This window comes from Hydrocarboniphaga sp. (genome assembly GCF_965279055.1).
Classification (GTDB): Bacteria; Pseudomonadota; Gammaproteobacteria; order Nevskiales; family Nevskiaceae; genus Hydrocarboniphaga.
In genome coordinates, this window is sequence record NZ_OZ257125.1 from 634510 (window position 1) to 659680 (window position 25171).

General features: G+C 66.4%; 22 protein-coding genes. 12 read left to right on the forward strand and 10 right to left on the reverse strand.

Going from position 1 to position 25171, the window contains the following annotated elements:
• Positions 1–3: 3 nt before the first annotated feature.
• From ACQZF9_RS03030 to ACQZF9_RS03045, 4 genes are all read right to left on the reverse strand, one after another.
• Positions 4–579 (reverse strand): adenylate kinase, encoded by a 576-nt coding sequence (locus ACQZF9_RS03030; protein WP_428311796.1) that lies wholly within the window; start codon positions 577–579, stop codon positions 4–6.
• 233 nt (positions 580–812) lie between these two features.
• Positions 813–1247 carry a hypothetical protein gene (locus tag ACQZF9_RS03035; protein ID WP_428311797.1) on the reverse strand — a complete coding sequence of 145 codons (435 nt, stop codon included), beginning with the start codon at positions 1245–1247 and terminating at the stop codon, positions 813–815.
• Positions 1248–1465: 218 nt separating this feature from the next.
• The gene (locus ACQZF9_RS03040) at positions 1466–1996 is read right to left on the reverse strand and encodes an NYN domain-containing protein (RefSeq protein ID WP_428311798.1); all 531 of its coding nucleotides are present in this window, start codon (positions 1994–1996) and stop codon (positions 1466–1468) included.
• Entirely contained in the window at positions 1993–3444 is a 1452-nt protein-coding gene (locus ACQZF9_RS03045) for a PLP-dependent aminotransferase family protein (protein ID WP_428311799.1), read from the reverse strand. Before ACQZF9_RS03045 ends, ACQZF9_RS03040 begins: the two co-directional genes overlap by 4 nt.
• 118 nt (positions 3445–3562) lie before the next feature.
• On the opposite strand from ACQZF9_RS03045, the gene ACQZF9_RS03050 reads away from it, so the two are divergent.
• On the forward strand, positions 3563–4180 hold the full coding sequence (locus ACQZF9_RS03050) for a LysE family translocator (RefSeq protein ID WP_428311800.1): 618 nt from the start codon (positions 3563–3565) through the stop codon (positions 4178–4180).
• Positions 4181–4315: 135 nt separating this feature from the next.
• Here ACQZF9_RS03050 and gltP read toward each other — a convergent pair whose 3' ends face one another.
• Positions 4316–5611 (reverse strand): glutamate/aspartate:proton symporter GltP, encoded by a 1296-nt coding sequence (gltP, locus tag ACQZF9_RS03055; protein ID WP_428311801.1) that lies wholly within the window; start codon positions 5609–5611, stop codon positions 4316–4318.
• Between the two features lie 150 nt (positions 5612–5761).
• A complete protein-coding gene (locus tag ACQZF9_RS03060) occupies positions 5762–5986 on the reverse strand; it encodes a hypothetical protein (RefSeq protein WP_428311802.1) in 225 nt (74 codons plus the stop codon).
• 209 nt (positions 5987–6195) lie between these two features.
• Here ACQZF9_RS03060 and ACQZF9_RS03065 point away from each other — a divergent pair, with 209 nt between their 5' ends.
• A complete protein-coding gene (locus ACQZF9_RS03065) occupies positions 6196–8088 on the forward strand; it encodes a potassium transporter Kup (protein WP_428311803.1) in 1893 nt (630 codons plus the stop codon).
• A gap of 5 nt (positions 8089–8093) precedes the next feature.
• Here ACQZF9_RS03065 and ACQZF9_RS03070 read toward each other — a convergent pair whose 3' ends face one another.
• Complete coding sequence (locus ACQZF9_RS03070) at positions 8094–9566, reverse strand: alpha-amylase (protein WP_428311804.1); 1473 nt, start codon at positions 9564–9566, stop codon at positions 8094–8096.
• Between the two features lie 325 nt (positions 9567–9891).
• Here ACQZF9_RS03070 and ACQZF9_RS03075 point away from each other — a divergent pair, with 325 nt between their 5' ends.
• The 4 genes from ACQZF9_RS03075 to ACQZF9_RS03090 all read left to right on the forward strand — a co-directional run bounded on the left by ACQZF9_RS03075 (position 9892) and on the right by ACQZF9_RS03090 (position 17354).
• A complete protein-coding gene (locus tag ACQZF9_RS03075; RefSeq protein ID WP_428311805.1) occupies positions 9892–11163 on the forward strand; it encodes a phospholipase D-like domain-containing protein in 1272 nt (423 codons plus the stop codon).
• A 176-nt stretch (positions 11164–11339) separates the two neighbouring features.
• Positions 11340–12659, forward strand: a complete 1320-nt coding sequence (locus tag ACQZF9_RS03080; protein WP_428311806.1) for an esterase-like activity of phytase family protein — start codon at positions 11340–11342, stop codon at positions 12657–12659.
• 441 nt (positions 12660–13100) lie between these two features.
• Entirely contained in the window at positions 13101–15581 is a 2481-nt protein-coding gene (locus ACQZF9_RS03085) for a PAS domain-containing protein (RefSeq protein WP_428311807.1), read from the forward strand.
• 117 nt (positions 15582–15698) lie between these two features.
• Positions 15699–17354 (forward strand): MFS transporter, encoded by a 1656-nt coding sequence (locus ACQZF9_RS03090; RefSeq protein ID WP_428311808.1) that lies wholly within the window; start codon positions 15699–15701, stop codon positions 17352–17354.
• 34 nt (positions 17355–17388) lie between these two features.
• Here the strand turns inward: ACQZF9_RS03090 and ACQZF9_RS03095 are convergent, their stop codons facing one another.
• Entirely contained in the window at positions 17389–17658 is a 270-nt protein-coding gene (locus ACQZF9_RS03095) for a hypothetical protein (protein ID WP_428311809.1), read from the reverse strand.
• A gap of 213 nt (positions 17659–17871) precedes the next feature.
• Between ACQZF9_RS03095 and ACQZF9_RS03100 the strand changes: the two genes are divergently transcribed.
• The 6 genes from ACQZF9_RS03100 to ACQZF9_RS03125 all read left to right on the forward strand — a co-directional run bounded on the left by ACQZF9_RS03100 (position 17872) and on the right by ACQZF9_RS03125 (position 23168).
• Positions 17872–18675: an SDR family NAD(P)-dependent oxidoreductase gene (locus tag ACQZF9_RS03100; RefSeq protein ID WP_428311810.1), complete on the forward strand. Its 804-nt coding sequence runs from the start codon at positions 17872–17874 to the stop codon at positions 18673–18675.
• Positions 18665–19177 carry a nuclear transport factor 2 family protein gene (locus ACQZF9_RS03105; protein ID WP_428311811.1) on the forward strand — a complete coding sequence of 171 codons (513 nt, stop codon included), beginning with the start codon at positions 18665–18667 and terminating at the stop codon, positions 19175–19177. The genes ACQZF9_RS03100 and ACQZF9_RS03105 overlap by 11 nt, the downstream gene beginning before the upstream one ends.
• A gap of 164 nt (positions 19178–19341) precedes the next feature.
• On the forward strand, positions 19342–20364 hold the full coding sequence (locus ACQZF9_RS03110) for an NAD-dependent epimerase/dehydratase family protein (RefSeq protein ID WP_428311812.1): 1023 nt from the start codon (positions 19342–19344) through the stop codon (positions 20362–20364).
• Between the two features lie 330 nt (positions 20365–20694).
• Entirely contained in the window at positions 20695–21354 is a 660-nt protein-coding gene (locus tag ACQZF9_RS03115) for a DUF305 domain-containing protein (RefSeq protein ID WP_428311813.1), read from the forward strand.
• Positions 21355–21406: 52 nt separating this feature from the next.
• Positions 21407–22819 (forward strand): LVIVD repeat-containing protein, encoded by a 1413-nt coding sequence (locus tag ACQZF9_RS03120; RefSeq protein ID WP_428311814.1) that lies wholly within the window; start codon positions 21407–21409, stop codon positions 22817–22819.
• Between the two features lie 16 nt (positions 22820–22835).
• A complete protein-coding gene (locus ACQZF9_RS03125) occupies positions 22836–23168 on the forward strand; it encodes a hypothetical protein (protein WP_428311815.1) in 333 nt (110 codons plus the stop codon).
• 247 nt (positions 23169–23415) lie between these two features.
• Here the strand turns inward: ACQZF9_RS03125 and ACQZF9_RS03130 are convergent, their stop codons facing one another.
• On the reverse strand, positions 23416–24588 hold the full coding sequence (locus ACQZF9_RS03130; RefSeq protein WP_428311816.1) for an FAS1-like dehydratase domain-containing protein: 1173 nt from the start codon (positions 24586–24588) through the stop codon (positions 23416–23418).
• 37 nt (positions 24589–24625) lie between these two features.
• Positions 24626–25108, reverse strand: coding sequence for a nuclear transport factor 2 family protein (locus tag ACQZF9_RS03135; RefSeq protein ID WP_428313355.1), 483 nt, complete (start codon positions 25106–25108; stop codon positions 24626–24628).
• Positions 25109–25171 lie beyond the last annotated feature (63 nt).

A 25171-nucleotide genomic window follows, 5' to 3' on the forward strand; every position in this document is an offset into this window, starting at 1 on the left:
GTCTCAGGGCAGGTCGCGACCCGTCCCAAGACAGCCGCCGCGGCATGGCGCGCCAATGGCCGAATCCGATTGCAGTGTTCTCAGAAATCGCGCGATATCCGCGCGCGATTTGAGATGGAAGACGGTTTTGATCGCCGCCTGCGCGGCCACGTATTCCCGGTACTTCGGCGTCAGGTGCTTGTGGCAGAGCCGAAGCACGCGGTAGCCGTTCAACGTACCTTTCCACATCGGGCTTTTCTCGGGCCAGCCTTCCGGCGGCACGAAGCGCGACTTGATCAGGCGCTTCGTCACCCACCAGGCGTGCAGCGCCAAAGGCAGGTCGACATAGACCAGGGTGTCGGCCGCGGCTAGGCGCGCCCAGGTGCTTTCCAAGCTGCCGAAACCTTCGATGAGCCACTCGGAACGATCGAGGAGCTCGCGATGCAACTCGGCATAGACATCGGCCGCAACGGCATCGCCGCCAGGCCGGAAGCAGAGCCTGTCCAGCGCATGCAGCGGCAGTCCGGTGTTTGCCGCAAGCTGTTTTGCCAGCGTGGACTTTCCGCCACCGGCATTTCCGAATATGGCTACTTTCTTCACGGCATCTCTCGCATTGGTGCCACTCGTGCGAGACAAAAAGCCCGCCGTAGTGGCGGGCTCTGTTTAAACAGACAGCACTATCCCCGCCGACTCTTCTGGAAGCGGCCGATAATTCGGACAACGTTGTGTCGAGGTCTGGTTTGCATGGTGCGCAGATTAAAGCGAGCCTCTGCACGCTCGCAAGTTCCGGTAGACGTTGTCATTCCCGAGAAGGCGTAAATGACGAAGAACCTTCAGAACGGTAGCGGCAGCAAATCCGGCTCGACCCAGCCACGCCGTGCCTCGACGCTGAACAGTCGATCGCGTGACCAGTGCGCCAGCAGCCAGTCGGGCCGGCCGTAAGGCGAGGCCAATAGCGCATTCAGCGCCTCGAACATCGGCACGCCGGGACTTGCATCGAGCCAGGCGCGCGCGGCGCGCAACGAGGCCAGCGTGATGGTGTCGTGATAGCCGCTGCTGTCGGTGTTCTGTTTGCCGCAGGCCTCGTTGTAGGCGCGGATCAGCGCCGGCATCTCGCGCGGCGCGTCGCGGGCCGGGTCGCGCAGCAGCGCGAAAGCGGCGGCAAAATGCGCGGCATGGGTCCAGGCCTCGCTGGGCAGGCTGTGGTCGAGAAAGCGGCCGGCGATGTGTTCGATCTCGGCGTCGCAGCTGAAGTGTCGCGGGTGCATCGGATATCGCTCCTTGGGTGAGAAAATGCCGGGCGGAGCTGCCAAAACAAAACCCCGCCGGTGGCGGGGTCGTTCGATGATGCCGGTGGAAAGCGGGGCTGCTTAGCGCCCCCCGGATTCCGCCCGCACGCGAGCCAACACCGCCTGATGGCCGTGCTGTTGCTGTCGCGTGCGGTGGTGGTGGCGGTCGAACATGCGGCGGATTCTAGCCGCGGTTTTTACGCAAGAGAAGTGACGGCTCGTGGCCCGCCGCTTTGCGGGTGTTCGAGCAGGGGCTGCAGTTGTTGCCAGGCCAGCTCGGCCGTTGCGGGGACCGGCGCGGCAAGCTCGAGCGCCGGAACCTGCAGCAAGTCGTCCGCGACGAATCCCGGCAGCAGCCGCGTCGGATCGTCGATCAGCTTGCGGAAGCGGCTGCGGTAGTCGCGATAGCGGTCGCGACTGACGATGCTGGCGCCGCCGATGCGCGCATAGCGCAGCATCACGCCGTCGGCGGTTCGGCCCGCGGGCACTTCGATGCAGGGCCGCGGATACTGCAGCAGCTGCTGATAAATTTCGCCCTCGTGCTTCAGCGCATGGCGCGCGCTGGCGTCGAAGTACAGAAAGGCCTGATCGCCATTGGCCAGCAGCTGGCGCATCAGTGCGAGCGGAAAGCGCAGCGACGGCGGCATGCCGCACCAGTACGCGAGGTTCAGCGCGTCGATGAATACGCGTCGCCCCTGCTCGCCGAGGCTGTCGGCGGCGTTCGTCATGCGCCGGCCAGCTTGCCGATCTGTTTGAGCGCGGCGATCACCGTCGGCGACAGCTCGCGCCCGCAGTTCAGGCGCATCGCCGAACGAAACTGGCCGCTGGCGGAAAACAGCGGGCCGGGCGCGAAACTGATGTTGCGCGCCAGCGCCAGGCCGTGCAGCGCGACGGTGTCGACTTCGCCGGGCAGGTCCAGCCACAGCACGTAGCCGCCGTTGGGCCGGCTCATGCGCGTGCCGGCCGGGAAGTAGCGCTCGACCGCGCGCGAGAACTGCGCGACCTGCTGCTGGCAACGCTGGCGCAGTCCGCGCAGCTGGCGCTGGTAGCCCCGCTGCGTCAGCACGTCGGCGATGCAGGACTGCAGCGCGACCGGTGTCGACACCGAGGCCATGAAGCGGCTGACGCGCAGTTTCTGTGCATCGACGCCGCCGAACATCCAGCCGATCCGCATGCCCGGCGCCAGCGTTTTGGAAAACGACGAGCACAGCGTGACGATGCCATCGCGATCCAGCGCCTTCAGCGGCGGCGGCCGCGGCGTCGCGAAATGCAGGTCGCCGTGCACGTCGTCCTCGATGATCGCGACACCGCGTGCCGCGCACAGCGTCAGCAGTTCGCGTTTGCTCGCCTCGCTCATCGTGGTTCCCAGCGGATTGCCGACGCAGGGGCTGAGCAGCACCGCGCGCACGCTGCCGCTGCCGTTTGCGTCGAGCGCGTTGCGCAGGGCAGCGACCGACAGGCCGCCGACCGCATCGGTGGCGATCTCCAGCGCGCGCATCCCCAGGCTTTCGATGATCTGCAGAAAGCCATAGTAAGTAGGCGATTCCACCGCGATGGTATCGCCGGGCTTGGCGATGTTGCGCAGCGCCAGGTTCAGCGCCTCGGTACAGCCGCTGGTGATGACGATGTCCTCGTGCGACACCGGGCAACCCTGATCGAGGTAGAGGCGTGCGATCGCGCGGCGCAGCGCCTCGACGCCGTGAAAGCTGCCGTATTCGGTCAGCAATTGCGGCTGCCGCCGTATCGTCGACGACAGCGCGCGCTGCAGCGCCGCCGTCGGGAACCAGCCCGGCTCCTGCAGTGCCGAGCCGAGCTGCACGATCGCGCGATCGCCCATCGTCGCGATCAGCTGGTCGAACAGGCCGTTGACCGCGACATAGCGTGGTCGCCGCGCGTTGCGTGTCGTTGCCAGCGGTTGCAGATCGGATAGCTGGCTGCGCACGTAGTAGCCGGACTGCGGCCGCGCCTCGATATCGCCGCGCGATTCCAGGTGACGCAGCGCAGCGAGCGCGGTGGTGTGGCTGACCTTGCGCTGCGCGGCGAGCAGGCGCACCGACGGCACGCGCTCGCCGCCGGCGAGTTCTCCGGCGCGAATACGGCCCGCGATTTCGTCGGCGACGCTGAGATACAGCGCCGCGCTTTCCGTGGCGCTTGAGGCAGGCGTACTGGGCTTCACGTCGATCGTTCCGGTTGCGGCGACTGCAAACTGTTATTGGCCACTTTGCGCAAAAGTGTATCTGTTATGGCCGCGAGCGCCCACCTAATCTGGCGGCCCTTGAAACCGGAGAACGCCGATGGCCCTGGAATACGCAAGCTGCTGGGCGCTGGCCTCGCTGGCCTTCGTCAGCTCAATCACGCCGGGCCCGAACAACTTCATGCTGATGGCCTCGGGCATGCGCTTCGGCCTGCCGCGCACCTTGCCGCACCTGTTCGGCGTGAGCTTCGGCTTCTCGCTGTTGCTGCTGTTCGCCGATCTGAGCCTGGGCTATGCCAGCGCGCATGTCGCACATCTGGCGCCGGTGCTGGCCGTGGCCTGCGCCTTGTACCTGGTGTGGCTCGCGGTGAAGCTGCTGCGCGCGCCTTTGTCCGGCGCCAAGCAACCGCAGCACGCCGGTAAGCCGATGTCGGCTGCCGCGGCGATGGCCTTCCAGTGGGTCAACCCGAAGGCCTGGACCATGGTCATCGCCGGCGCGACGATGGCGCAGCAGTTTCAGCTGGCCACGGCGCCGCGCGCTGCCTTGCTGGTGCTGATTTTCTCGGCGATCAATCTGCCCTGCGTGCTGCTCTGGGCGGTCGCCGGATCGCAGATGCGCCGGCTGCTGACGCGGCCGCTGTTTGCGCGCGTGTTCAACGTGACAATGGCCGCGGCGCTGGTGGCGACGGCGGCGTGGATGGTGTTGCCGGCGCGCTGATGCTGTTGCCCTCTCCCTCCGGGAGAGCGTGGCGCGTAGCGCCGGGTGAGGGAGCTGCCGGGATCAGCCCGTTGCGATCGCGGCGAGATCCTCACCCCAGCCCCTCTCCCGATGGGAGAGGGGTTTCGAGTGAACTCAGCTGCCGAGCATTTCCCGCTCGTAGGCCCGGCCCTTCTCGGCGTCGTACTTGCCTTCCCAGCGCGCGATGACCAGCGCGGCCAGCGCGTTGCCGACGACGTTGAGCGCGGTGCGCGCCATGTCGAGCACGCGGTCGACGCCGGCGATGAAGGCCACGCCCTCCAGCGGAATGCCGACACTGCCCAAGGTCGCCAGCAGCACCACCAGCGACACGCCGGGCACGCCGGCGATGCCCTTGGACGTGACCATCAGGGTCAGCACCAGCGTGATCTCCTGCAGCAGGCTCAGGTCGATGCCGTACAGCTGCGCGATGAAGATCGCGGCGATGCTCTGGTACAGGGTCGAGCCGTCCAGATTGAACGAGTAGCCGGTCGGGATGACGAAGCTGGTGATGCCCTTGGGCACGCCATAGGCCTCCATCTTTTCCATCAGCCGCGGCAGCACGACTTCGGAGCTGGCGGTGGAGTAGGCCAGGATCAGCTCGTCCTTGAGCAGGCGCAGCAGGCGGAAGATGTTGAAGCCGCACCAGCGCGCGACCAGCCCCAGCACCACGATGGCGAAGAACAGGACCGCGAAATACACCAGCAGCACCAGCTTGGCCAGCGGCAGCAGCGAGGCGAAACCGAACGTGGCGACGGTGGCGGCGATCAACGCGAACACGCCGACCGGCGCGTAGCGCATGATGATGTGCGTGACCTTGAACATGGTCTCGGCGACGCTGCGGAACACCTGCACCAGCGGGTCGCGATGGTCCGCCGGCAGCGACGACAGGCCCAGGCCGAACAGCACCGCGAAGAAGATCACCGGCAGGATGCTGCCTTCGGCCAGCGTGGCGAAGATGTTGGCCGGAATCACGTTGAGGATCGTCGTGACCAGGCCGTGCGGCTGCGCCTGCACTTTCTCGGTGGTCGCCTCCAGGGTGCTGATATCCGAGGTCGACAGCTGCTGCATGTCGATGCCGCTGCCGGGCTGGGTGACATTGGCCAGCAGCACGCCGAGCACGATCGCCAGCGTCGTCACCGCCTCGAAGTACAGCAGCGTCTTGCCGCCGATGCGGCCGAGCTTCTTGGCGTCGCCGATGCCGGCGATGCCGACCACCAGCGAGGCCAGCACGATCGGCAGCACGATCATCTTGATCAGGCGGATGAAGATCTGCCCGCCCGGCGTCAGCACGTTGGTGATCAGCCAGGCGCGCGTGTCGCCACCGATTTCGTGCAGCACCGCACCGACGATGATGCCGAGCAGCAGCGCGATCAGGATCTGCCAGGCCAGAGCAATTCGGATGGGGCGCATTTTTTAGGCCGTGTTGTGGCGAATGGCGACGCAAGGGTATGCGCGAAGAACCGGCGGCAGGCCCCGGGCAGGGTACACCAGGTCGGTGCCCGAATTGGCCGGCGCGGCTTCCCGCCCATGGCTATGCAGGGGCCGTGCCGGCCTGCGGTTCTAGTTCGCCACGGCGCTCTTGATCGCGTGGATGAAGGCATAACCACCGGCCCACATCACCGCGCAGAAAATCAGCAGTGCGCCGAGGATGGAACCCAGGCTCGCCTCGGCAAAGCCGCGCCCGCGCGCGCTGTTGCCGCGAATGCCGCCGCAGGCAGCGAGCACGCTGCCCAGCAGCTGGAACGAGTTCGGGGGCTTGCGGGGTGGGGTTTCGGGGCTTTGCATGGCGTACAGTTTAGCGAACCGGGGCGAGGGCCGCTGCAGTTCAGCGGCGCGACATTCTGCCGGCGGTAGAAAACCGCGCAGGCCTCGTCTGCGCGAACGCGGGACCGCGGTGAGGAGCGGCTTGCGCCTCGTTGTCTCCCCCCGGATCCCCGCCTCGCCGGAATGATCCATCACCTAAGCTGGCTGCTGATCGCCTCGATTACCGAACCATGAGCTCGTCGCCCCGCACCTCGAAGCACCGCTCCGGCACCGCCGCGCTGACGCTGGCCGCGCTTGGCGTGGTCTATGGCGACATCGGCACCAGCCCCTTGTACACCTTCAAGGAAATCTTCAGCCCGATGACCGGCATCGCGCTGGCGCCGGCGAACCTGATTGGCGCGGTGTCGGTGATCGTCTGGGCGCTGCTGCTGGTGGTGACGCTCAAGTACGTGATCATCGTGCTGCGCGCCGACCATGGCGGCGAAGGCGGCATCCTGTCGCTCGCGTCCCTGGCGTCGCGCGGCGTGCAGAACCCGCGGCTGCGCGGCGGCCTGATGTTGCTCGGCGTCTGCGGCGCAACGCTGTTCTACGGCGACAGCATCATCACGCCGGCGATTTCGGTGATCGGCGCCATGGAAGGGCTGAGCGTGGTGGCGCCGTCGCTGGAGCATCTGGTGGTGCCGGGTTCGCTGCTGATCCTGATCGGGCTGTTCATGGTGCAGCGCTTCGGCACCGCCAAAGTCGGCAAGGTGTTCGGCCCGGTGCTGCTGCTGTGGTTCGTCGTGCTGGCGCTGGTCGGCGTGCTGCATATCGTCCAGCAGCCGCAGATCCTGCAGGCGCTGAATCCGCTTCACGCCTACCGCTTTCTGAGCGAACGCGGCTGGCATCTGTTCGCGGCGATGGGCGCGATCGTGCTCGCGCTGACCGGCGCCGAGGCGCTGTACGCGGATCTCGGCCACTTCGGCCGCAAGCCGATCCAGCTCGCCTGGACCACGCTGGTTTTGCCGAGCCTGGCGCTGAACTACATGGGCCAGGGCGCGCTGCTGATGGCCGAGCCGGACGCGGTCGACAACCCGTTTTTCCGCATGTTTCCGTCAGCGCTCGCGATCCCGGCGCTGGTGCTGTCGACGCTGGCCGCGATCATCGCCTCGCAGGCGGTGATCACCGGCGCCTACTCGATGACCAAGCAGGCGATCCAGCTCGGCTTCCTGCCGCGCATGGCGATCGAGTACACCTCGTCGCGCGAGGCCGGGCAGATCTACATGCCCGGTGTGAACTTCGTGCTGATGCTCGGCGTGCTCGCGGTGGTCGAGGGCTTCGGCAGCTCGTCGGCCCTGGCCGGCGCCTACGGCATCGCGGTGACGATGACGATGATGACCACGTCAATGTTGCTGCTGTTCGTCATGCACCGGCACTGGAAGCTCGGCGTCGCGCCGTCGCTGCTGGCGACGCTGTTCTTTCTGGCGATGGACGTGCTGATGGTCGGCGGCTGCGTGATCAAGGTGTTCGACGGCGGCTGGCTGCCGCTGGCCTTGGGCGCAACGCTGTTCGTGCTGATGAGCACCTGGCACCGCGGGCGCGCGCTGATCCTGCAGAACTCCGGCGAGGACCGTGGCCTGCAGGCCTATGTCGACAGTCTCGCCGACAAGCCGTTGACGCGGGTCAAGGGCACGGCGGTGTTCCTGGTGGCGACACCGAACCGCGTGCCGGCCTCGCTGATCAGCAACCTGCGCCACAACAAGGTGCTGCATGAGCGCAACATCGTGCTGCACCTGGTGTTCCACGAGGTCCCCTGGGTCGGCATGGAGCAGCGCACCACGCTCGAACAACTCGGCAACGGCTTCTGGCGCGTGACCTTGAACTTCGGTTTCATGAACGTGCCCGACGTGCCCAAGTCGCTGCGGCTGTGCAGCAACCAGCAGGGTCTGCAGCTGGACGACAAGGCCCAGGACTGGACCTATTTCCTCAGCCGCCTGACCGCGGTGCCGACACGCGGCCGTGGCATGGCGCTGTGGCGTGAGCGCCTGTTCGCCGCGATGAGCAACCGCAGCAGCAATGCCGCCGAGTTCTTCGGCCTGCCCAACGATTCGGTGGTGCTGCTGAGTACGCGCGTCGCAATCTGAGCGCGCTACTCCGCCGGCACCCACACCGAAACCGAGCCCGGCGGGCAGGGGAAATCACCCCAGCCAGCCTCGTCGGTTTCCACCGCGGCGTCGATATGCCCGGTGATGTCGACATAGCGGCGCTTGCCCTGGCGCACTTCCATATGCCTCACGCCGCCTTCGCCATTGCTGATCACCACCGCCATGCCGCCGGGGTGTTCATCGTCGCCGGTGCGCGTCCAGCCGATACAGCTGGCGTCTTCGAAGTAGTCGAACTGCTCGCCGTAGGCCCAGCGATGCCGCGCGTCCAGATAGCGTTCGATCAGGAACTGGTGGCTGTCCATCCACACTTCGTGATCCTGTCCGTCCGGTCCCTTGTCGGTGTAATGCGCGCCGTAGAAATCGGCGAAGAAAATGCAGGGATAGCCATCGCGGCGCAGCAGGATCAGCGCGTAGGCCAGCGGCTTGAACCAGGGCTCGACCACCGATTCCAGCGACTGCAGCGGCTGCGAGTCGTGGTTGTCGACCAGGGTCACGGCGAGCGCCGGCTGCTGTTGCACCAGTGAATTGTCGAAGATCGTGCGCAGGTCGTAGTCCTGGCCGCCTTTCGACGCCAGATGGAAGTTCAGATGCAGCGGCGCATCGAACAGCGAGATCTGGCCCTTGGTGGTTTCGATGAAGTGATGCAGCGCCTCGACATCGTAGGACCAGTATTCGCCGACCGCGAACAGGTCGCGCGAGGTCTCCACGCGCAGCTCGTGCAGCCAGGCCAGAAAATATTCGGCATCGACATGCTTGACCGCGTCGAAGCGGAAGCCGTCGACACCGGTGGTTTCCAGGTACCAATGCCCCCAGTGCTTGAGCTCGTCGCGCACCTTGGGATGATCGGTGTCGACGTCGGCGCCCATCAGGAAGTCGAAGTTGCCGTTCTCCGAGTCGACGTTTTCGGAGAACGACTTCTGCGCCATCAGGAAAATCGCCGGGCCCTGGTCGGTATTGGCATCGAAGGCGGTGAAATGCTCGGCGCTCCAGACCATGTCGGAATGCGCGCCCTTGCGTCCCGGAAACGTGAAGCGCGTCCAGGCGTCCAGCGTTTCCGGCTCGCCCGCGACCTGGGTGCGGTCGTTCATGTCGACACGATAGGCCTGCACGCTTTCGGTTTCGTCCGCGCCCATGCGGTGGTTGAACACGACGTCGGCATAGACGCGGATGCCGACCTCCTTCAGTTTGCTTAGTGCCTCCAGATACTCGTCGCGCGTGCCGTACTTGGTGCGCACGCTGCCTTTCTGATCGAACTCGCCGAGGTCGAACAGATCGTAGACGCCGTAGCCGACATCATCGATGCCGCGCGTCGCCTTGTAGGCCGGCGGCAGCCACAGCGAGGTCACGCCCAGCTCGGCGAGCTTGCCGGCATCGGCGCCGACGCGCTTCCACAAATCGTCGCCCTTGTCGGTGTACCAATGGAAGTACTGCATCATCACACCGTTGACTGCGCTCACAGCGGCTCCTTGTGGGTTGAGGTCGTGGGGCACGAAGGCGCCTCGGCCGGGCGAGGGCGGAGGCGTGAGCGGGAGTGGAGCATTGCGCAGCCGTATGCGGCGTTAACCGTTGAATAAATTCCTCTTAAAATCGAGCCGGACCACCCGCCTTCCGTTCGTCCCGAGCAGCCTCGCCTGCGAGGCGTATCGAGGGATCGGGCCGCGGTCTGCTCCCTCGATATGCGGGCAAGCCCGCTACTCGGGACGAACGGGGCCAAGTGATGTCGTCGCCGCAGCGATACACTGCATATCTCTACCTCTGTACGCACTGTCGAGGCTTTTTAGCGTGCTGACGACCTTCGCTGCGATGCTGATCGCCATGCTGCTGGCCGCGTTCTGGACCACGGTGTTCTTCATCGGCAAGCGCCGCCGGCGCATTCCCAAGCTCAAGCTCGACCTGGACAGCCTGCCGTCGCTGGACGACGGCCTGGCGACACTCGCCGGCCTGACCGGTGCGCCGGTGCATTGCAGCAACAGTGCGACGCTGTTCCAGAACGGCGCGCTGTTCGACGCGATGCAGTCCGACATCGCCGCCGCGCAGCACACCGTGCACCTGGAGAGCTTCGTCTGGACCGCCGGCGTGCTCGAACGGCGCTTCGTCGATCTGCTGATCGCACGCGCCGCGGCTGGCGTGCAGGTGCGCATGACCATCGACGCGGTCGGCGCCGGCGGCGCCGACCCCAAGCAGTTGCAGCGGCTGCGCGACAGCGGCGTCGAGCTGTCGATGTACAACCCCATCGCCTGGTGGAACCTGCGCCGGCTCAACCATCGCACGCATCGCAAGCTGCTGATCGTCGATGGCCACATCGGCTATGCCTTCGGTCACGGCATCTCCGATCAATGGCTGGGCGAGGGCCAGGACAAGACCCACTGGCGCGACACCGGCGTGCGCGTCGAAGGCGCCGTGGTGCAGGCGCTGCAATCGGTGTTCATGCAGAACTGGATCGAGGAAACGCGCCGCGTGCCCAGCGGCGAAGGCTGCTTTCCGGCGCTGCGTGAAACCGGCACGATCGCCGCGCACGTGGTCAGCAGCGATGCCGGCGAGGCGGTGTCGTCGGTGTCGCTGCTGTACACGCTGGCGATCGCCAGCGCGCGCCGCGAGGTCATCATCCAGAACCCGTACTTCGTGCCCGGCCGCGGCGTCGTCGAGCTGCTGACGAAGATGGTCGAGCGCGGCGTCGCGGTACACCTGATGGTGCCGGGCAAGCACACCGACAGCCGTTTCGTGCGCCGCGCCGGCACGCACCTCTACGAAGGTCTGATGCGCGCCGGCGTGCGCCTCTACGAATTCGAGCCGACGCTGATCCACCAGAAAGTCGTCATCGTCGACGGCATCTGGTCGCATATCGGCTCGACCAATTTCGACGCACGCTCGCTGGCACTGAACGAGGAAGTCGGCCTGGGCCTGCTGGATGCCGGCCTCGCCGCGCAACTCAAGGCCGCGTTCGATCAGGATCTTCTGCGCAGCCGCGAAATGACGCCGGAGCTGTGGAAAAAACGCGGCTGGTTCAGAACCGTCTTCGCTTGGTTCGCGTATCAGCTGCACGAGCAGTTGTGAGTTCCGGCATTCACCGGCGTATCGCGTCGTAACGTCTCGGTCACAGCGCAGCGCCAGACTGCGCCGGCTCCTGAAGGGTCGGATTAAAACCTAGCTATCCCAGCACGCGGCGCAGCAGTTGCGCGGCACGGGATGGCTTGCCTTCAGGTTTCTCCCACGATCGAACAAGGACCGAAATGAAGTCACACAATGAAGTGTTTCGTCGCTCACTTTTGGCAGGCGCCATCATCGCCACGTTTGCGGGCTCGCTTGCAGCGAGCTTCGATGCATCGGCCGCCGGCACGCTCGAAGGCTTTGCCTCGCTGCCTGCCGCCACTTTTTCCAAGGGGCCTACCGCAGGCCATTTCGTCAACGGCGCCAATGGCGAGGCGCTGCCGCTGATCGACCAGCAGCCGGTGCAGGGTTTCTCTGCGGTGCTGCCCGGTCCCGTGGCCGGCACCTATCAGATGATGTGCGACAACGGCTTCGGCACCAAGGCCAACTCGCCGGACGCGTTGCTGCGCTTCTACACGATGAAGCCGAATTTCCGTTACTGGGATGGCAGCGCGGTGGTGGGCACCGGCGTGGTGAATCCGGTGGATCGCATCACCGGCGCGAAGAAGGACGGGTTCAATGCCAAGACGCTGGTGACGCTGGCCGATCCGGATCACAAGCTCGGCTTCGCGCTGGTCGCCGACGGCACCAACTATCCGTACAGCGGCTCCGGTCCCGGCTCGGCGACGATTCCGGTCGACAAGGCGATCAAGAAAGGCCGCTTGCTGACCGGTAGCGATCTCGATATCGAATCGATGCGCGTCGACAAGAACGGCCACTACTGGTTCGGCGAAGAGTTCGGCCCCTTCCTGGTCAAGACCGACGCCAACGGCAAGGTGCTGCGCAGCGAGATTCCGCTGGCCGGCGTGCAGGGGCCCGACAACCCCTATCTCAACGGCGCGACGCCGACCTTGAACAGCTCCAACGGCTATGAGGGCCTGGCGATCAACGCGGCCGGCGATACGCTGTATGCGCTGCTCGAAGGCACCGTGGTCGGCGACCCGGCGCGCAGCCTGCGCATCAACGAGTTCAGCATCGATGCCGAAGCGTATACCGGCAAGAAGTGGATGTACTCGCTCGACCCGTCCGGCACCAACATCGGCGACATGACCGCCGTGAACTCGCACCAGTTCATCGTCATCGAGCGCAACGGCACGCAGGAGCCACGCTTCAAGAAGCTGTTCCTGATCGACCTCGACGTCGTCGACCCGACCACCGGCTTCGTGCAGAAGACCGAGCTGGTCGACCTGATGAACATCGCCGATCCGCACGATCTCAACGCCGACGGCCAGACCGTGTTCACGTTCCCGTTCGTGACCATCGAGGACGTGCTGGTGCTGGATGCCAAGACCCTGCTGGTGATGAACGACAACAACTATCCGGGCAGCAGCCGCACCGCCGGCGTGCCCGACCCGAACGAGTTCCTGAAGATCCACCTGGATCAGAAGCTCAAGCTCGAGTAGCGGGCAGCCTCGCAGGCCAGGCCCATGCGCTCCCGCAGCCGGAGCGCGTGGGCCTTTTGCGTAAAGAGCCCCCAGCGGCCTTTCAATGGCCCGGGCGGGCGGGGGTTCAGGTCGCAGTGAACTGCGACGCAGCGCGGCCCGGCGGCCCGATCGCGCTGTCGCCGGCCTGTCGGGCCGCGCTGCACCGGCCCTCGACGTGTTTTGGCGACGCAGCTGTTCCGCTGCAACTTCGGCAGCTTCCGGTGGCCCAGTCGATATGCGCGGATGACGGTGGCCAGCTAAGTTTTTGCAGCAGCGGCCCATGGCCGCGATCGAGACGGCAAGTTCGCAGCCGCGGCCATGGGCGCTCCTGGAGGTTCGGCGCTTGGTCTAGCCGTTCAGCAAGTCCGGCCCATCGTCATGCGACCATGTCGCCTCGCGACAGCCAGGGACTGCCCGCCGATGGGGATCGACAACACCGACGAATCGCTGCGCCTGTTTCCTGGCGACAGCGAACTGAGCCGGATGATGCGCGCGCAGGACTGGTCGGCGACGCCGCTGGGGCCGGCGCAGGCCTGGCCCGAAGGGCTCAAGGTGCCGCTGCAGATGATGCTCAGCTCGCGCTTCGAAATGTGGCTGGGCTGGGGGCCGGATCTGCAGTTCTTCTACAACGACGCCTACGTGCCGACCCTGGGCATCAAGCACCCCTGGGCGCTGGGTCAGCCGATGCGCGAGGTCTGGAAAGAGGTCTACGCCGAGGTTGCAGAACAGATCGAATCGGTGCGCGCCGGCACGCCGACCTGGAACAAGGCGCTGCTGCTGTTGCTGGAGCGCAGCGGCTATCCGGAGGAGACCTACCACACCTTCTCCTACAGCCCGCTGCGCGGCGACAGCGGCGCGGTCGAGGGCCTGATGTGCGTGGTCTCGGAGGAAACCGAGTCGGTCATCGGCGAGCGTCGCCTCAACACCTTGCGCGCGCTGGCCGACGCGCTGCTCGGCACCTCGACGCGCGACGCGGTGCTGGCGAGTTTCCACGCGGTACTGGGCGATCGGCGCAAGGATTTCCCGTTCAGCCTGCTGTATCTGCGCGACGACGCCGGGCAATGGCATGGCCATGCCTCCAGCGACGACGCGACCGCCCTGCTGGCGCATGACTGGCCGCTGCAACGAATGTCCGGCGAGACGTCGCTGCTCAGGCTGCCGCTGCAGGCCGATCGCTGCTGGCCTTGCGGCGACTGGTCGCTGGCGCCGCGCGAGGCGCTGCTGGTCAAGGTCGCGCGCTCCAGCGGCGAGCAGCCTTTCGGCGCGCTGGTGCTGGGCCTGAACCCTTATCGCCCCGGCGATAGCGAGGTCGCCGGCATCGCCCAGCTGATCGCGGGCCAGCTCAGTGGCGCACTGGGCAACGTCAATACCCTGGAATCCGAGCGCCGCCGCGCCGAGCGTGTCTGGAGCAATTCGCGCGATCTGCTGCTGGTGCTCGATGCCGATGGCGTGATGCAGTCGGTGAGCCCGTCGTGGACGCGCATTCTCGGCCATCCGCTGGAAGCCGTGGTCGGCCATCGCTTCACCGAGTTCCTGCATCCCGACGACGTCGACAACGCCAGCCGCGCGCATCGCCAGGCGGTGGAGCAGAGCGACCTGACCGCGTTCGAGGATCGCTACCTGAGCAGGGCCGGCGAGGTGCGCTGGCTGTCCTGGCATACGCGCTGTGAAAATCAGCTGGTGTTCGCCTACGGCCGCGACATCACCGAAGAAAAGGCCCAGGCCGCGGCGCTGGCCGCAGCCGAAGACGCGCTGCGCCAGGCGCAGAAAATGGAAGCGGTCGGCCAGCTCACCGGCGGTATCGCCCACGACTTCAACAATCTGCTGACCGGCATCATCGGCTCGCTGGACATGATGCAGCGCCGGGTCGCACAGGGCCGCACCGGCGACGTCGATCGCTATATCGCCGCGGCGACCACGTCGGCCAATCGCGCCGCCTCGCTGATCCAGCGGCTGCTGGCGTTTTCGCGCCGGCAGTCGCTGGATCCCAGGCCGGTCGACGCCGACAAGCTGGTGCGCGGCATGGAAGAACTGCTGCGTCGCTCGATCGGCGAATCGATACGGCTGGAGGCGCTGCGCTCCGCCGGGCTGTGGCGCACGCGCTGCGATCCGCACCAGCTCGAGAGCGCGATCCTGAATCTGGCGATCAATGCGCGCGACGCGATGCCCGAAGGCGGGCGCCTGACCATCGAAAGCGCCAATGCCTCGATCGACCTCGACTACGCGGCGAAGAACCGTCAGGCCACACCCGGGCAATACGTGTGCATCTCGGTCACCGACACCGGCAGCGGCATGACGCCGGACGTGATCTCTCGCGCGTTCGAGCCGTTCTTCACCACCAAGCCGATCGGCCAGGGCACCGGCCTGGGCCTGTCGATGATCTACGGCTTTGCGCGCCAGTCGGAGGGCTTCGTCAACATCGACAGCGAAGCCGGGCAGGGCACCACGGTGCGGCTGTATCTGCCGCGCCACTACGTCGAGGGTGAAGAGATCGACGACGGCGACAGCCGTCAGAGCGCCCGCCTCGACGCGGGTGCCGGCGAAGTCGTGCTGGTGGTCGAGGACGAGCCGGCGGTACGCGCGCTGGTGATCGACGTGCTGGAGGATCTGGGCTACCAGCCGCTGGAGGCGATGGACGGCCTTGCCGGCCTGGAAATCGTGCGCTCCTCGCGCAAGATCGATCTGCTGGTCACCGACGTCGGACTGCCGGGCCTCAACGGCCGCCAGCTCGCCGATGCCGCGCGCGTGCTGCGTCCCGGGCTGAAAGTGCTGTTCGTCACCGGCTACGCGCACAACGCCGCCGTCGGCAACGGCCTGCTCGAACCCGGCATGGAAATCATCACCAAGCCGTTCGCGATCGACAAGCTGGCGATGCGGGTCAAGGCGATGATCGAGGCTTAAGCCAGCGCTTGGTGCCGTTTGCTGCGCTGCAAGAGCCTGCGGCGGTCTAGCGAACAGCAGTGTCTATCAGCGTGTCGCTGCTACCGGTAGCGGCTTCGCGGTTAAACTGCCGCCGACATGTCGCCGATCCGCACCGCCAGCCGCAGCACGATCTTCGCACCGCTGCGGCAGGCCACGTTCCGCAACCTGTGGCTGAGCAGCACCGTGTCCAACACCGGCAGCCTGATCCAGAGTGTCGGCGCGGCCTGGACCATGGCGGCGATTTCGACGCCGGACCATGTCGCGCTGGTGCAGACCGCGACGTTTCTGCCGGTGGCCCTGCTCGCGATCCCGGCCGGCGCGCTCGCCGATCTCTACGATCGCCGCAAGGTGCAGATCGCCTCGCTGTTGCTGGCCGCGGTCGCCGGCGTGCTGATGACACTGGCGTCGATCTTCGGCCTGATGACGCCCTGGGTGCTGCTCGGCTTCTGCTTCCTGGTCGGCTGCGGCGGCGCGCTGTCGGCACCCGCGCGCGGCGCCTCGGTCGGCGAACAGGTGCCCAAAGAACTGCTGCCTCAGGCGGTCGGACTGAACAACATCAGCTACAACCTGGCGCGCAGCATCGGCCCGGCGCTGGGCGGCGTGATCGTCGCCGCACTCGGCGCGACGGTGGCCTTCGCCGCCAACGCGCTGTCGTATCTGCCGATGCTGATTTCGCTGCAACGCTGGAAGCGCAAGGCCGAGGTGTCGCGTTTGCCACCCGAAGGCCTGGCGCGCTCGATCAGCTCGGGACTGCGCTACATCGTCAACATGCAGCCGGTGCGGCGCACCGTGGCGCGTGCCTTCATCACCTGTTGTCTGGGGGGCGTGCTGCACGCGCTGATGCCGCTGATCGCGCGTGATCTGCTCGGCGGCGGCGCGCGCACCTTCGGCCTGCTGCTCGGCTGCTTCGGTGTCGGCGCGGTGTCCGGCATCTTTTTGCTGCAGCCGATGCGCGAGCGCCTCGGCGGCGAGAACACGGTACGCGTCAGCAGCCTGGTGCTGGCAGTGAGTCTGGCCGTGCTGTCGTTCAGCAGCAGCCTGGCTCTGGACTTCGTCGCACTGCTCGCCGCCGGCGCGGTGTGGATGGTGATGACGACCACGTTCAGCGTCACGATCCAGCTGTCGGTACCGCGCTGGGTCATGGGCCGCGCGATCGCCACGTCCAGCGCCGCGACGTCGCTCGGCATCGCCGCCGGCGCCTGGCTGTGGGGCTCGGTCACGCAGGGCCACGGCGTGGCCTTGGCACTGCAGCTGGCGTCGGTCGCGCTGCTGTTTTCGCCGCTGCTCGGGCTGCTGCTACGCATCGAGGATCGCAGTTCGTCGATCGAGTCCGACGAGCGCGCGATGCGCGATCCCGACGTCAAGCTCGCCATCACCGGCCGCAGCGGGCCGATCAGCATCGAGCTGCAATACCGCATCGCGCCGCAACAGGCGCGCGAGTTCTACCAGCTGATGCGCGAGCTGCAGCGCATGCGCACGCGCAATGGCGCCTACGACTGGTCATTGGCACGCGACATCGCCGATCCCGAGCAATGGTCGGAGCGCTTCCGCTGCCCGACCTGGGACGACTACCTGCGCCAGCGCAGCCGCCGCACGCTGGACGACAGCGCGCTGCATCAACGCGCCGCGCAAATGCATATCGGCCTGGAGCCGATCAGGGTGCAACGCTGGCTGGACCGGCCGTCGGGCTCGGTGCGCTGGCGTGAAGAGACGCCGGATCGCGGGGATGACGCGTTGCGGATTCAGGGTTGAATCGGGACGCCGGCGGGTCGCGACCCGCCGGTTTCTACAACTGCGAAATCCCGGCCGCGCTCATCCGGAACGCCAGCTCGGACGAGGCGATCGTCGAGGCCTGGCCGTTGCCGTGGATCAGCGTGACGCGGCCGAAGGCCGTGTTGACGACCACGCCGCTGGCCTCGGTGATCCATTGCTGCAGCACCGCGCGCGCCCCCTGCAGCGATGCTTCGTCGGTACTTGCATGGCTGGCGGCTTCGGCTTCCTTGCTCAGCTCGACGATCTGGTCGGCGGCTTCCCTGACCTTGTCTTCCTGGTCCATTTGCCAATAGGCTCCACTGTTGATTAGCTGTCTGGACCGGTTTTTAGCAGGAATCGGCAGGGCCGTGTTGCGCTGTCTCGATCGTCTTTCGGCGGAGCTCTCACCGGATTGACGATATCGTGAAGATCGCGTGATTTCCTGCGGGGTTGATGTCCGATAAAGCCGGGCGGAGCCGATCCAGCCCAGCACTTAGCCGCGAGGCGTGGAGGGGCAATGGATTTTGCGCAGCGCTATGGACCCTGGGCACTGATCGCGGGGGCGTCCGAAGGCACCGGCCGCGCGTTCGCGCGCCGCCTCGCGTCCCGTGGCCTGCCCAGCGTGCTGCTGGCGCGTCGGCGTGAGCCGCTGCAGGCACTGGTCGCGGAAATCCGTGCCGAGAGCGGCGTCGAGTGCGTGGCGGCGACGGTCGATCTGGCCGCGCCGGATGCGCTCGCGCACATCGTCGCCGCGGTCGGCGGGCGCCAGATCGGACTGTTCGTCAGCAATGCCGGCGCCGATCCGCACGGCGCGCGATTTCTCGATCTCGACGCGCAGGCCTGGCTGGATCTGGCGCAGCGCAGCGTGATGACCACGTTGCACTGCTGCCACCACTTCGCCGGCCCGATGCGCGCGCGCGGCAGGGGCGGTGTGCTGCTGGTCAACTCGGGCGCCTGTTACGGCGGCGCCAGCTTCATGGCCGCGTATTCGGCGACGCGGGCGTTCACGCTGGCTTTCGGCGAAGGCCTGTGGGCCGAGCTCAAACCGCATGGCGTCGACGTGCTCAACCTGGTGCTCGGGCGCACCGACACGCCGGCATTGCGCAAGCTGCTCGCGGAGAAAGGCCTGCCGGTTCCCGAGGGCATCGCCTCGCCGGACGATGTCGCCGAGCTGGGGCTGGAGCGTTTGCCGCATGGCCCGGTGCAGAACTGGGGCCTGGCCGACGACGCGGTCGGCTATGCGATCAGCTCCGCGGCGCAGCGTCGCGAACGCGTGTTGATGATCGACAAGGCGAGCAGGGCGGTGTTCGGTGACAGCTGAAACGCGCGACGTCGAATGGCTGCGCCAGCTGGCCGATCGTCAGCAGATCGGCGAGCTGATCTATCGCTACTGCCGCGCCGTGGACCGGCTCGACATCGAGCTGGGCCACTCGATCTGGAACGACGGCGGCATCGCCGACTATGGCGCCGGCGTCTACCAGGGCGAGGGCCGCGGCGTCATCGACCATATCTGCGCTCAGCACCGGCACACGCTGCATCACTCGCACCAGGTGTCGAACCTCGTCATCGAACTCGACGGCGATCGCGCCGGCAGCGAGGCTTATGTGACCGCGAACCTGCGCGTGCGCCGCGGTGACAAGCTGATGCAGATGACGGTCTGGGGCCGCTATATCGACCAGTGGTCGCGCTGCAACGGTCGTTGGGGGCTCGACAAGCGCGTGTCGATCCGCGACTTCGACGAGCTGCGCGAGGTCATCGCGATGGGCGAGCACGATGTCGGCCGCCGCGACCGGCTCGACCCTTCCTACGAGGTGCTGAAATGAGAGCGGCCTTTCTGCAGGACTGCCAGATCCATATCGCGCCCTCTAGCCGCCCGCGTCGCCGCCCATCATAATCATCAGCGTTGTTTGATAGAGGCGGCTCGCGCCGGGGTGCGCGGTCGCTTCGGCCGCCATTCGATAGACCTCATACAGGCCAGGCGCAGATCATGAGCATTTCCACCGATAGGCCGGTGCTGGTCGCCGGCGCCAGCGGCTTCGTCGGCAGCCATACCGCGCGCCTGCTGGTGCAGCAGGGACGCAAGGTGCGCGTGCTGCTGCGTAAAAGCAGCAAGACCGAGGCGCTGCAGGGCCTGGACGTCGAGATCGTACACGGTGACGTGCTCGATCCGGCGTCGCTGCGGGCAGCAATGCAGGGCTGCAGCAGCGTGTTCTACAGCGTGGTCGATCCGCGTTTCTGGCTCAGCGACGTGACGCCGATTTATCGCAACAACGTCGAGGGCCTGGTCAACGCGATGGACGCGGCGCTGGCCGCCGGCATCCAGCGCTTCATCTTCACCAGCAGCATGGGCACGCTGGGCTTCAATCCCGACGGCCCGGTGACCGAGGACATTCCGTTCAACTGGCGTGACCGCGCCTCGGCCTACATCCTGGCGCGACTCGAGGCGGAGAATCAGTTGCTGCGTTATTGCCGTGAAAAAGGCCTGCCCGGCATCGCGCTGTGCGTCGCCAATACCTACGGGCCCGAGGATTACCAGCCGACGCCGCACGGCAACATGCTGTGGGAAGTCTCGCGCGGCCAGATGCGTTACACGCTGGACGCGGCGGCGCCGACGGTCGATATCCGCGACGTTGCGCAGGCGGCGCTGCTGGCGGAGCAACACGGCCGCATCGGCGAGCGTTACATCATCGCCAACGAGTACATCCACAATCGCGAGTTCTGCTCGATGGCCGCCGCGCTGCGCGGCCATCCGCCGCTGAAGCTGATCCCGCTGCCGCTGGCGGCCGGCATCGCGACCGTGGCGGAATTCGTTTTCAAGCTGACCGGTCGCAAGGATTACATGGTCAGGCGCGACGCCGTGTTCCTGTCGAACGCGTTCAAGCAGATGGACCACGGCAAGGCGAGCCGCGAGCTGCACTGGCAGCCGCGGCCGATCGCCGAGACCATCCGCGATGCGGTGGCCTGGTTCGAGCAGCGCGAAAAATCGGGCGTCGGCCCGCACGCGCACTAGTCCACTGCATCGATGAAATCGCACCTGGCTATCGGCGCCATCACAGCGCGCTGCGGCGTCGAAAATGCTCGCAATAGCGCTGCTATTGCTGTGCTTTTCTCCTTGCATCGCACCGCGCTGGCACCGCTATCCAGATGCTTTTCCACCGATGCAGCGGACTAGCGCCGGCTGCGCGGCGGTTGTTGGCTCGTGGATGCCGGGCTATAAAGCCGGCAGCCCGCCGCCCAGTGCGGGTGTGAATACACAATCTGCGAGGAGAGTATGGAGATCGTCAGCGCCGGTGGCCGGCGGTTCCGTGGTCGACACCGCAGCCGCGGCTGAGCGGCGGCAATGCCGGGAAAATTCCTGCGTTACCTGCTGGGCGCGCTGATCGTCGGCGCGCTCGGCCTGCTCGCGTATCAGCAACTCCATGCCTCGCAGCGTGCGCGCACCGCGCTGGCGGCGATCACGCCGGGCCCGGTCGACATCGGTTTTGCGCAGGCGATGAGCCTGCACCATCAGCAGGCGATTGCGATGTCGCAGCTGCTGCAGGACGGCAGGCCGACGCGGCTGCTGGTGCTCGCCCGCAGCATCGCAGGCATGCAGCAGCTCGAACTCGGCGAAATGCGCGGCTGGCTGCGGCTATGGCAACAGCCCCTGCTACAGCTCACGCCCGGCATGGGCTGGATGTTGCTCGGCGACGAGCCGCCCGCGGCGGACCTCAGACAGTACCTGCTCGATTGCAGCCGCGCGCCCGGTGGCATGGTCGGGCTCGCCAGCATGGCCGAGCTCGAGCAGCTGCGGCAGTCGCAGGACAGTGTGCGCGACCGCCAGTTTCTGCGACTGATGCTGGCACATCATGAGGGCGCGATTCCGATGGCGCGTTTCGCCGCGACCCAGGCGCATCTGCCTGCGGTGCAGGAGCTGGCGCAACGCATCGTGCTCGAGCAGTCCGAAGAGATCGTGCGCATCCGGATGATGCAGCAGGCGCTGGATGCAATGGACCATTGACCCCGCCGCGGACGCCGAAGATCCGCGGCGACATTGATCGAAAGAGGCTGTGATGAACAGAGCATGGATTCCCTCACTGCTGGCGCTCGCCAGCCTGAGCCTCGCCGCCTGCGGCAACAGCCCCGAGGAGGCCGACACCACGCCGCTCGCGGGCCCGACGCCGCAGGCCGCCTGCGGCGTCGGATCGCGTCCGGAGACCGGCATGCAGGGCCGCGTCAGCCAGGCCGATCACGACAGCGGCCGCGCCGCGCAGGGTTTCACCTGCAATACCGAGCTGGTCGGCTCCTACAGCAAGGAGAACGTGATCGGCACCGTCGGCGGCTTCAAGGTCGAGCGCTATGTCGACAAGGCCGGCCACGACTGCGCCTACTACGACAGCACGCTGCTGTTCCCGAGCAATATCCTCGACGCCGATGTCGGTGTGAACGTGCTCGACATGAGCGACCCGACGCAGCCGCGGCTGACCGCGCGGCTGATCACGCCGGCGATGCTGTCGCCGCACGAGTCGCTGGTGGTGTCGCAGGAGGCCGGTGTGCTGGCCGCGGTGATGGGCAATCCGGCTTTCTATCCGGGCATCGTCGATGTCTACGACGTCAGCGAGGACTGCCGTCATCCGCAGCTGCGCTCGTCGGCACTGGTCGGCACGCTCGGCCACGAAAGCGGCATGGCGCCCGACGGCAAGACGTTTTATTCCGCTTCGCCGGGCACGCCGACGCTGACCGCGGTCGACATCTCCAATCCCTGGCTGCCGATTCCGCTGTGGATCGGCTCCTACACCTCGCACGGCCTGTCGCTCAGCGACGACGGCAATCGCGCCTATGTCGCGTACGGCAACGGCGCCGGTGTGCTGATACTCGACGTCTCCGAAATCCAGGCGCGCAAGTCGCGGCCGCAGGTACACGAAATCGGCACGGTGTCCTGGGACAACCAGACCATTCCACAGAACGCGATGCCATTCACCCGAAATGGCAAACCCTACCTGCTGGAGATCGACGAATACTCCAACAACGGCGGCGGTGTGATCGCCGCCAACGGCAGCGTCGTCGGCGCGGGCCGCATCATCGACATCAGCGACGAAACCCAGCCGAAGGTGATTTCCAACCTGCGGCTGGCGGTACACGAGCCGGAGAATCGCGACACCATCGCCAAGGACCCCGGCGCGCGCAACATCGCCGGCGGCTATGCCGGCCACTACTGCAGCATCCCGACGCGCGTGAACCCGGACATCGCCGCCTGCAGCATGATCCTGTCGGGCCTGCGCATCTTCGATATTCGCGACGTCCGGCATCCGCGCGAAGTCGCCTACTACAACGCGCCGATCAATCCGCGCCTGCTGCCGGTGCCGGCGCAGGCCAGCAACTGGCCGATGTCGCGCCCGGCCTTCGTGCCCGAGCGCAAGGAGATCTGGTACACCGACGGCTATAGCGGTTTCTACGCGATCCGCGTGACCAACGGCGCCTGGTAGCGGATCATCACGTCCGATGAAGACTGAAGACACCATCCACCGCTCGTTCTGCAGCGCCTACGCCGAGGCGGTGCTGCGTTTCGTCGTCGAGGGACGCAACGGCGACGTGGTCTTCGACCAGGCCACGCAGCAGTTCAACGCGATCGTCGTCGCCGCCGATGTGCCGCCGACGCACTGCGAATGGTGGGTTGGCAAGGACTGGACCAGCTTCGTCGGCCCGATCGGCTGCCGCATCGACGCGCGCGACCCGCAATTCTCCGACTCCGCGCTGCGCCACGAAATCGTGTTCGCGCTGGCCAAGTCGCCGACCGGCAAACGCATGAGCCGGATCCTGGCCGGGCTGGACTGAACGTAGCCTCGGTGCCTACCCGGGTTGCGCACCGCAGACGGCTCAACAAACCTTTGTTCATCCCGAGTAGCGCCAACGGCGCGTATCGAGGGACGCATCGGAGCACGGTCCGATCCCTCGATACGCCGCAAGCGGCTACTCGGGACGAATGGGGTTGCTGATCGCGTCAACGACAATTTTTCCCGGCACGAACAAAAAAAGGCGCCATCACTGGCGCCTTTCCTTGTCGCTGCAGATCAAGCCCGACTTATTTTTTCGGCAGCTCGATTTCCGCCTTCGCCGTCGCCATCACCGCGCCGGTCTGGCTTGCCAGGCGGCAGTCGACCTGCACCACGGAGCGGCCCTGGTCGTCGACCAGCTTGTCGATGATCTTCGCCGTCATGATGGTGATGTCGCCGGTGAAGGCCGGGCCGCGGTACGAGCAGTTGGAGTGCACGACCTGGCCCCACTGGCCAGCCCAGCCGCCGAAGTAGTCGAGGATCCACGCGCCCATCGACGCACCGTAGCCATAGCCGCGCGGCATGCCGATGTAGCGCGCCCAGCGCGGGAACAGATGACCGCGCGACGGGCCGATGTAGGCGCCGTCGGTCTGCTCGGGGTTCTCCTTCTCCAGCACCGGGTCCTGCTCCTTGCCGGCCATCGGGCCGGTGAAGCCCAGCGCTTCCATGTCCAGGTCGGTGCGGCGATGCACGCCGGCCCAGATCGTGAAGATGTAGGCGCGCCATTCGGTGGTGAAGCTGGCGATGCTGTGCGGGCCGATCACGCGCACCGGCAGTTCGTCGCCGATTTTCACGTCGTCCCAGTAGCGCTTGCCGAGGCCGAGATCGTGCATGGACTTGATGTACTCGAACTTGCGCGTCTCCAGCTCTTCGAGCTGCACATCGCTCCACTCGGGATCATCGGACGCAGCCGTGTCCTGCGACCCCATTTCGCGCGCCAGATCGGCGCGATAACGGATCGTCGTCGAGCGCTGCTTGGCCAGCAGCTCGCCTTTCTGGTTGTAGTAGAAGTTGTCGCCGCGCTGGAAGCAGGTCGGGCCGGCGAACTTGGTGTCCTTGACGGTGTAGTCGAAAGGAATGCGCTCGTTGCGCAGCAGATCGCCGCCGAATACGCGGGTCTTCTCGAACCACCATTCGTCACCGCCGAACAACAGGTGCGAATCCGGAATGCCGCCGACGCAGGCCGGCGCGCTGCCATGGCCGTCGTCGGTCGCCACCGGGAACGACTGCGGTGCGACTAGACGGCCGTAGCGGCTCTCCGCGGCGTAGTCGTCGTCGTAGTGCAGGCGGTTGGGGTAGTGCATGGCCTGGGCCCAGCGCCGGATGTCGAGGTTGCCGATCGGGTCGCGCAGCCGGCCCGGCTGGATCGGCACGCCCATGTGCCGGTCCAGATCCGAACAGTCGAGTTTTTTGTCGGTCATGTGTCGCTCCGCTTTTCTTGATGGTAAATCGGGATGCTCATTGGGATGAACGCTGGCGCCGGTTGGTCAGCGGTCGCTGGTAGGACGGATCGTCGTGGCTGCGGCAGGGCGCGCCGTTGGCATGAATGCCGGGCACGTCGGCGAACGGCAGCGGCATCGTCGGCACGATCCCCGACCACTCGATCAGATTGGTGCGCAGCGCGATCTTCCATTCGCCTTCGCGTCGCTCGAGGCGATCGACATAGCGGCCGCCGGCGATCCAGTTGGAGTCGTCGCGGTTGCGGCCGACGAACAGGTAGTAGGTTTCGCTGTGTGCGCTATCGCCGGTGATGTCGACGGTGTGATTGAGGATGTTGTGGTGCGTGGCGACCTGCCCGGCCTCGTGCATCGGCTGCGCCCATTCGTAGCAGCCCTGCACGCTGCCGACATACGAGCCCGCCGCCATCTGCGCGTCGGCATGAAAAGCCGACAGGTACAGCTCGCGGTCGAAGCGGTCCATGCCGCGACAGAAGCGCGTCATGCAATCGAGAATGTCCTGGCGGTCGAGCAGCGCGTCGAGCCGTGACTGGCGATCGGATCCAAG